Here is a 7,731-nt window from a genome sequence, read left to right on the forward strand (position 1 = left end):
TATAACGCCAAGGGCGAAGAGGTTTACTGCGCGCTATTCTGACGCCACCACTCGGCCAGCAAGATACCCGTCGCAACCGACACATTCAGACTTTCAACGCGCCCAGTCCCGCCGATCGACACACTCATATCGCCCTGCTGCCATGCGCTGTCTGTTAGACCATCACTCTCTTGGCCTAATACCAGCACCATTTTAGCTGGTAATTCAGCTTTCGACAGGCTGACACCTTTATGGCTGGAGGTGGTCACGATGGTGTAACCCGCCTTGCGGAAGGTATCCAGCACCGAGAGGAAATCATCAGCATTGATTGCCTTGATATGCTCTGCACCGCCTTCTGCAGTACGCACCGCAGCACCCGACTCCAGCATGGCAGGGTCTTGCAACAACACGCCATTAATACCGAAATGGGCGCAGGTCCGCATAATGCCACCCAGATTATGTGGGTTACCCACATCTTCCAATGCCAGTACACAGTCTTTTGCTTGCGTCTGCTGTTGCAGATAAGTTTCGGCATCTAGGCCCTGACGTTTCTTGATCAGGAAGCACACGCCACCGTGATGTTCAGTACCAGATGCCTTCGCCAGCTCATCTTCTTCAACCACATGGTAAGCCTTGCGGTTCGCCGCCATCCATTTCAGCGCTTCACGAAAACGTGGGGTGACTGATTGCACAAACCAAGCACGAACAATCGCATCAGGGCGGCTTTCAAACAGTGCCTTACAGGCGTTCTCACCATAAACACGTGTTTCTTCAGCGCGCTGACGGCGCAACTGAGCAGGATCAACGTGGCTTTTACCGCTGATGCCACCATGATCAAATTCAGGCTCTTCCGATGGCGCTCGAGAAACGGTTTTCCACGGTGAATCGTAAGGACCACTGCTTTCAGAACGTGCCGGACGGCTAGGACGATCGCGTTCATTACGGCCAGAATCATTACGACGTGAGTCATTATTACGCGGTGAATTGCCCCGACCGGCATTATCACCCGGACGCCCTTTACCTGCCGGACGCGGGTTTTTATTGCGGTTATTGTTGTTACGGTCGTCGCTACTTTCGTCACCGCGGACGTACATCACTTTAACTTTTCCGTTCTTGCCACTAAATGAGTCGTTCATTGTCTTCTCCACCAACGCGCAGGGCGCGAAGATTACCTGATGTCCGCCCGGTTAGCCATAAGCAAGCGCTAAAAGCTACCAACTATCGTATTCATTGAATAAACCTTTTTGGCACTGGCCTCATTTATACCCATAATAGATAACAACAACGAAACAATTCAGTGCACTTTTACTGTTTGGTTTCACTTACCTACTCAGAAATAAAATAAAGGCGAATGTATGAATACGGTATGTACAGCTTGTATGGCGACGAATCGCCTGCCGGAAGAACGTATTGATGACGGCGCTAAATGTGGGCGCTGCGGCCACTCTTTATTTGATGGCGAAGTGATTAATGCCACCGCTGAAACTCTGGATAAGCTGCTGCAAGACGATCTGCCCGTCGTTATCGACTTTTGGGCGCCTTGGTGCGGGCCTTGCCGCAGTTTCGCGCCGATTTTTGAAGCTGTTGCCGCAGAGCGCGCCGAAAAAATCCGCTTCGTTAAAGTCAATACTGAAGCAGAGCCAGCACTCAGTACCCGTTTTCGCATCCGTAGCATTCCTACTATCATGCTGTATCGGAACGGTAAAATGGTCGACATGCTGAATGGCGCAGTACCCAAAGCCCCGTTTGACCAGTGGTTAAATGAGCAATTAGCCGCAGAACCGGTCGCCCGCTAAGCTAGTTTAACCCATTTATCGGCTCTCAGGCTGATCAGTTCGATACTACGATAAAAACCACGCCCTGACAGTTTTCTGCCGGGGCGTGGTTTTATTGTATAACTCATGGAGCGGTTTGATTAGAATAACGCTATTTCTTAGGAGTCCGTCGTGACTGAACCCTCTATCCAAGGCCATACATTGTTGGCAGAAAGTATTTCGCCAATGGTCGAAACGACGGAAAATGCAGTATTGCGCTTACGCCAGATACGTTTAGCGGCGTCGACTCGTGCTTATCGTGCCCGTGGCTGCCGCGCCATTCGCTGTCAAGGCTGCTTACTGGCAGAGCGGCTTTGCTTATGCGATACCATCAAACCACAACGGGCGAGCAGCCGATTTTGCCTCGTAATGTTTGATACTGAGCCACTGAAACCCAGTAATACCGGCCGATTGATCGCTGATATCCTACCCGATACTCAAGCCTTTCTTTGGGCGCGAACAGCAGTGGATCCCGCGCTAATTGCGGCCATTCAAGACCCAACACGCCAGCCCTATGTCGTCTTTCCAGAAAAATATGCCGAGCCGCCAAGACAGGTGCTCAATCAGTTACCTATCAGCGATAAACCACCATTATTTATTCTGCTGGATGGTACTTGGACTGAGGCTAAAAAGATGTTTCGCAAAAGCCCCTATCTCGCAGGCTTGCCTATGCTGTCGCTGAATGTCACGAATACCTCCGATTACCTTTTGCGCGAAGCACAGCGCCCAGAACAGCACTGCACGGTCGAGGTGGCGGCGGCATTACTCCAGCAAGCGGGCGATCTTCAGGCCGCAGAGGGACTGACTGCCCATTTTCATTATTTTCGCCAACAATATTTAGCAGGAAAACCTCATCATCCAGTGGCTCGAGTCACAGCAAACTCTGAAGAAATCGCATAAAATCAATCACGCGACCTTTATCTGAGACCCGATAGATGTCAGGGGCAGAACAGTGGCAAACAGCAGTCTCATTGAGCTGAAGTCCACGGATGGTCGAGTCATGAGCGCAGCATATGCGTGCAACTTGAGAAATGACGGGGATAAACCATGAGTCAACGCGGATTAGAAGCGCTGTTACGCCCGAAATCAATTGCGGTCATTGGTGCGTCGGAAAAACCTGAACGTGCTGGTTTCCTGATGATGCGTAATTTGTTGGATGGCGGCTTCAATGGCCCTATTCTGCCGGTTACCCCGACGCATAAAGCGGTTTGCGGTGTGCTGGCTTATGCCAATATCGCCAGCCTCCCCATCACGCCCGACTTGGCTATCCTTTGTACACATGACCACCGTAATCTGACATTGCTCGAAGACTTGGGTGTTCGTGGCTGTAAAGCGGTGATTGTTCTCTCTGCTGCGACAGAGCAATTCCCAGAATTGAAAGCCTGCGCTCATCGTCACCATATGCGATTGCTTGGGCCAAACAGTTTAGGCTTACTGGCACCGTGGCAAGGGCTGAATGCCAGTTTCTCACCCGTGCCCATCAAAAAAGGGCGATTGGCGTTTATCTCCCAGTCGGCTGCGGTCGCAAATACCATTCTGGATTGGGCGCAACAGCGGGAAGTTGGCTTTTCTTACTTTATCGCGCTGGGTGATAGTCTCGATATTGATGTCGACGACCTGCTTGATTTCCTCGCCAGAGACGGTAAAACCAGCGCCATTATGTTGTATATCGAACATATCAGTGATGCTCGGCGCTTTTTATCTGCCTCACGCAGTGCTTCGCGTAATAAGCCCATTCTGGTAGTCAAAAGTGGCCGCAGCCAGCGTGCACAACAATTACTGAATGGTCAGCAAGGGTTAGATGCCGCTTATGATGCCGCGATTCAACGCGCGGGGTTACTGCGAGTGCAGGATACGCATGAGCTGTTCTCTGCTGTCGAGACACTCAGTCATATGCACCCCTTACGAGGTGAGCGCTTACTCATTGTCAGTAATGGTGCCGCACCCGCCGCCATGGCATTGGATGAACTCATTAGCCGTAATGGCAAACTCGCGACATTGTCGGATACCACGCAATCGGCCCTGAGCGAGGCACTACCGTCTTTTGTTTCCTTACGTAACCCAATAGACCTGCGGGATGATGCCAGTGCTGAGCGCTATTTAGCGGCGGTTAAGCCGTTATTGGACAGCACCGATTATGACGCGTTACTACTGATTCACTCCCCCAGTGCCGCAGCACCGGGTAGCAAGACCGCCGAGCTATTAATTTCAGCTATCCGCCAGCACCCTCGAGGCAAACGCCTCACTGTGCTGACTAACTGGTGCGGAGAATATTCATCGCAGGACGCGAGGCGGCTATTCACCGAAGCAGGAATACCGACCTACCGCACACCAGAGGGTGCGATTACTGCCTTTATGCATATGGTGGAATATCGCCGTAACCAGAAACAACTGAAAGAGACGCCAGCACTGCCTGTGGGGCTGACGGCGAATACCGCTCATGTCCACCAATTGATCCGCCAAGCATTGGCTGAAGGAACGACTCAGCTCGATACCCATGAAGTACAGCCGATCCTAGAAGCTTATGGCCTGAATATGCTGCCAACCTGGATTGCCAGTGATAGCGTAGAAGCGGTGCATATCGCCGAGCGGTTGGGGTATCCCGTTGCGATCAAACTGCGTTCTCCCGATATCCCGCATAAATCTGAAGTCCAGGGTGTTATGCTGTATCTGCGTACGGCCATTGAGGTACAACGCGCCGCTGACGATATTCTTGATCGCGTCAAGCGTACCTTCCCGCAAGCCCGCATCCATGGCCTGTTGGTGCAAAGTATGGCTAATCGTGCCGGTGCACAAGAATTACGCATTGCCGTTGAGCAAGATGCAATTTTCGGCCCACTGATTATGTTGGGTGAAGGGGGGATCGAATGGCATCATGAAACACAGGCCGCCGTCGCACTACCACCACTCAATATGGCACTGGCCCGCTATCTGATTATTCAAGCGGTTAAAGGCGGGAAAATTCGCAGCCGTGGATCGCTACAACCTTTAGATATTCCAGGATTAAGTCGATTGCTGGTGCAAGTTTCTAACTTGATTCTCGATTGCCCTGAAATCAGTCGGTTAGATATCCACCCCGTTCTTGCTTCTGGTGATGAGTTCACACTGCTGGATGTTTCCATGCAACTCGCGCCAGTGAGTGGCGACCCGCAGGCTCGATTAGCGATTCGCCCCTACCCACATGAGTTAGAACAAAAGGTGGTGCTAAAAGATGGCTCCGAGTGCCTATTCCGCCCTATCTTGCCGGAAGATGAACCACTGCTAAAATTGTTTATTGATCAAGTCACTAAAGAAGACCTCTATTATCGCTACTTCAGTGAAATCAATGAATTCAGCCATGATGATTTGGCGAATATGACGCAGATTGACTATGATCGGGAAATGGCATTTGTCGCAGTACGTCAAAATGCGACAGGACCGGAAATCATCGGTGTGACGCGGGCGTTATCTGATCCCGATAATATTGATGCTGAGTTCGCCGTATTGGTACGCTCAGACTTAAAAGGGCTAGGCTTAGGTCGAGAACTGCTCGAAAAGATGATCCAGTATACGCGTAGCCATGGGTTAACGCGGTTAACCGCGATCACCATGCCGAACAATCGCGGCATGATTGGTTTAGCTAAAAAACTGGGCTTTAGTATCGATGTACAAATTGAGGATGGGATCGTTAATCTGGAACTGGCGCTGTGATTTCAGTTGCATGAATCGCCGTGATATACGCCACAACCCCAAACGATTAGGTCATTAACCGGCAAAACTTGCGCACAATCCGGAAAAGTAGTGGTATTATCGCCCGACTCTATGGATTAGTGTTTTTTTGGATATGGCGGCTTTGCCATTAAATAACAAGAGAAGAAGCGCACTGTGATGTTGTCAAAATTTAAACGTAGTAAACATCAACAACACCTTGCACAACTGCCCAAACTCCCCCAGCCAGTTGATGATGTCCAAACGCTGTATTGCCCCAAGGTTTTCCGCTCTACACTATTGGAATTAATAGGTCAGGCGACCAACCGTATTTATCTGGTGGCGCTTTATCTTGAGCAAGATGATGCAGGTCGAGACGTGATGAACGCCCTCTATCAGGCCAAACAGCGACATCCTGAGCTGGAAATTTGTGTGCTAGTAGACTGGCACCGTGCCCAGCGTGGCCGTATCGGAGCAGCAGCAGTCAATACTAATGCTGATTGGTATTGCGAGATGGCAGCACAACATCCTGATGTTTGCGTTCCTGTTTATGGTGTTCCGGTTAATACCCGAGAAGCCCTTGGTGTGCTGCACCTCAAAGGTTTTATCATTGATGACACCGTGATCTACAGTGGTGCCAGCATCAATGACGTCTATCTGCATCAAAACGATAAGTATCGTTATGACCGTTACCAGTTAATCACGAATCCATCATTGGCCGGTATTATGGTTGATTACGTGAAACAGCGAGTCTTGAGTGCCGGTGCTGTTCAGCGTCTTGATCGTACGGATCGACCAACAAATCCTGAAATCAAAAACGAAACTCGGCAGTTTCGCTCCTCGCTGCGTGACATCGGATATCAATTCTCTACGCAAGCGAGCAATGATGAATTAGCCATCACCCCCTTGGTTGGCTTAGGCAAAAAAAGCCCGTTGAACAAAACGATTCATCACCTCATGTCTTCCGCGGATGAGCGTCTGACAATTTGTACTCCTTACTTTAACTTGCCTGCGTTATTAGTTCGCAACATCATTTATTTATTGCGGGAAGGTAAACAAGTCGAGATTATTGTCGGCGACAAAACAGCAAATGATTTTTATATTCCCGAAGATCAGCCGTTTAAAATTATTGGCGCATTACCTTACTTATACGAAATCAACTTGCGTCGCTTCCTCAGCCGCTTACAACGCTTTGTGGATAACGGACAACTTATCGTTCGTTTGTGGAAGGATGGTGACAATACCTATCATCTGAAAGGGATGTGGGTAGATAATAACTGGCAATTGATTACTGGTAATAATCTGAACCCACGTGCGTGGCGGTTGGATCTTGAGAATGCCATTTTGATTCATGATCCGAAGCATGAGATGCATGAACAGCGAGCTAAAGAGTTAGAGTGTATCCGCACTCATACCAAAGTCGTCTCGCACTACCTTGAGCTTGAGAATATTCAGCAGTACCCCGTCAAGGTTCGTAAACTCATCCGTCGTTTACGCAGAATTCGTATCGATCGTTTAATTAGCCGCATACTGTAAACCTGAATAAAACCGGTCATACCTAGATTAATAAAATGATCCCAACACCCTGTGAGCCCTGAGCTAACAGGGTGTTTTTTTGGGTACCGTACTTATCTCGCCTAGTTTTGCTTCTGAGCATAATACAGCCAGCCATTATTAATTATTGTCCCTAATCAGTCCCAACTAACTTTTTACCCTGTACTTAAAGACGCTGGATCTGATATCCAAAATACGCGACTAACAATAGGTGAAGAGTGAAGAGTGAAGAGTGAAGAGTGAAGAGTGAAGAGTGAAGAGTGAAGAGTGAAGAGTGAAGAGTGAAGAGTGATTTTAATCGATTCAATTGTCATAACAATAAATCAATTTTTTAGTTTTTTATAATGCAAAAAACCCCTGAATCTGCGATTCAGGGGTTTTGCAATAAGTGGCGGAACGGACGGGGCTCGAACCCGCGACCCCCTGCGTGACAGGCAGGTATTCTAACCAACTGAACTACCGCTCCACCGATTCTGTTACGTGTATCTTCCTGATACTTACCCTTTACAGGGCCAGCCTTCCTCGCTGTGCAAAACCGCCTCTGGCGATTTTGTCAGTTACCAGATGTCACTCTGATAACTCGTGTTTGATGCCTGGCAGTGTCCTACTCTCGCATGGGGAGACCCCACACTACCATCGGCGCTACGGCGTTTCACTTCTGAGTTCGGCATGGGATCAGGTGGGACCACCGCGCTAA

General features: G+C 49.4%; 5 protein-coding genes, 1 tRNA gene and 1 rRNA gene. 4 read left to right on the forward strand and 3 right to left on the reverse strand.

What is annotated here, in order from left to right:
* Positions 1–23 precede the first annotated feature (23 nt).
* On the reverse strand, positions 24–1,115 hold the full coding sequence (locus BN68_RS20095) for a tRNA/rRNA methyltransferase (RefSeq protein ID WP_019212989.1): 1,092 nt from the start codon (positions 1,113–1,115) through the stop codon (positions 24–26).
* Positions 1,116–1,334: 219 nt separating this feature from the next.
* On the opposite strand from BN68_RS20095, the gene trxC reads away from it, so the two are divergent.
* The 4 genes from trxC (at position 1,335) to pssA (ending at position 7,016) form a co-directional block, all read left to right on the forward strand.
* Positions 1,335–1,775, forward strand: coding sequence for a thioredoxin TrxC (gene trxC, locus BN68_RS20100; RefSeq protein WP_042807011.1), 441 nt, complete (start codon positions 1,335–1,337; stop codon positions 1,773–1,775).
* 204 nt (positions 1,776–1,979) lie between these two features.
* Positions 1,980–2,693 (forward strand): tRNA-uridine aminocarboxypropyltransferase, encoded by a 714-nt coding sequence (locus BN68_RS20105; protein WP_051144581.1) that lies wholly within the window; start codon positions 1,980–1,982, stop codon positions 2,691–2,693.
* Between the two features lie 147 nt (positions 2,694–2,840).
* Positions 2,841–5,483 carry a bifunctional acetate--CoA ligase family protein/GNAT family N-acetyltransferase gene (locus BN68_RS20110; RefSeq protein ID WP_019212992.1) on the forward strand — a complete coding sequence of 881 codons (2,643 nt, stop codon included), beginning with the start codon at positions 2,841–2,843 and terminating at the stop codon, positions 5,481–5,483.
* A 177-nt stretch (positions 5,484–5,660) separates the two neighbouring features.
* On the forward strand, positions 5,661–7,016 hold the full coding sequence (gene pssA, locus BN68_RS20115; protein WP_042807012.1) for a CDP-diacylglycerol--serine O-phosphatidyltransferase: 1,356 nt from the start codon (positions 5,661–5,663) through the stop codon (positions 7,014–7,016).
* Positions 7,017–7,423: 407 nt separating this feature from the next.
* On the opposite strand, the gene BN68_RS20120 is transcribed toward pssA, so the two are convergent.
* Together BN68_RS20120 and rrf are read right to left on the reverse strand one after the other, a co-directional pair.
* Positions 7,424–7,500: transfer RNA gene (locus tag BN68_RS20120), tRNA-Asp, on the reverse strand.
* Positions 7,501–7,625: 125 nt separating this feature from the next.
* Positions 7,626–7,731, reverse strand: a 5S ribosomal RNA gene (rrf, locus tag BN68_RS20125); the annotation flags it as partial.

Origin of the sequence: Yersinia massiliensis CCUG 53443, from assembly GCF_000312485.1 — a bacterium.
Classification (GTDB): domain Bacteria; phylum Pseudomonadota; class Gammaproteobacteria; order Enterobacterales; family Enterobacteriaceae; genus Yersinia; species Yersinia massiliensis.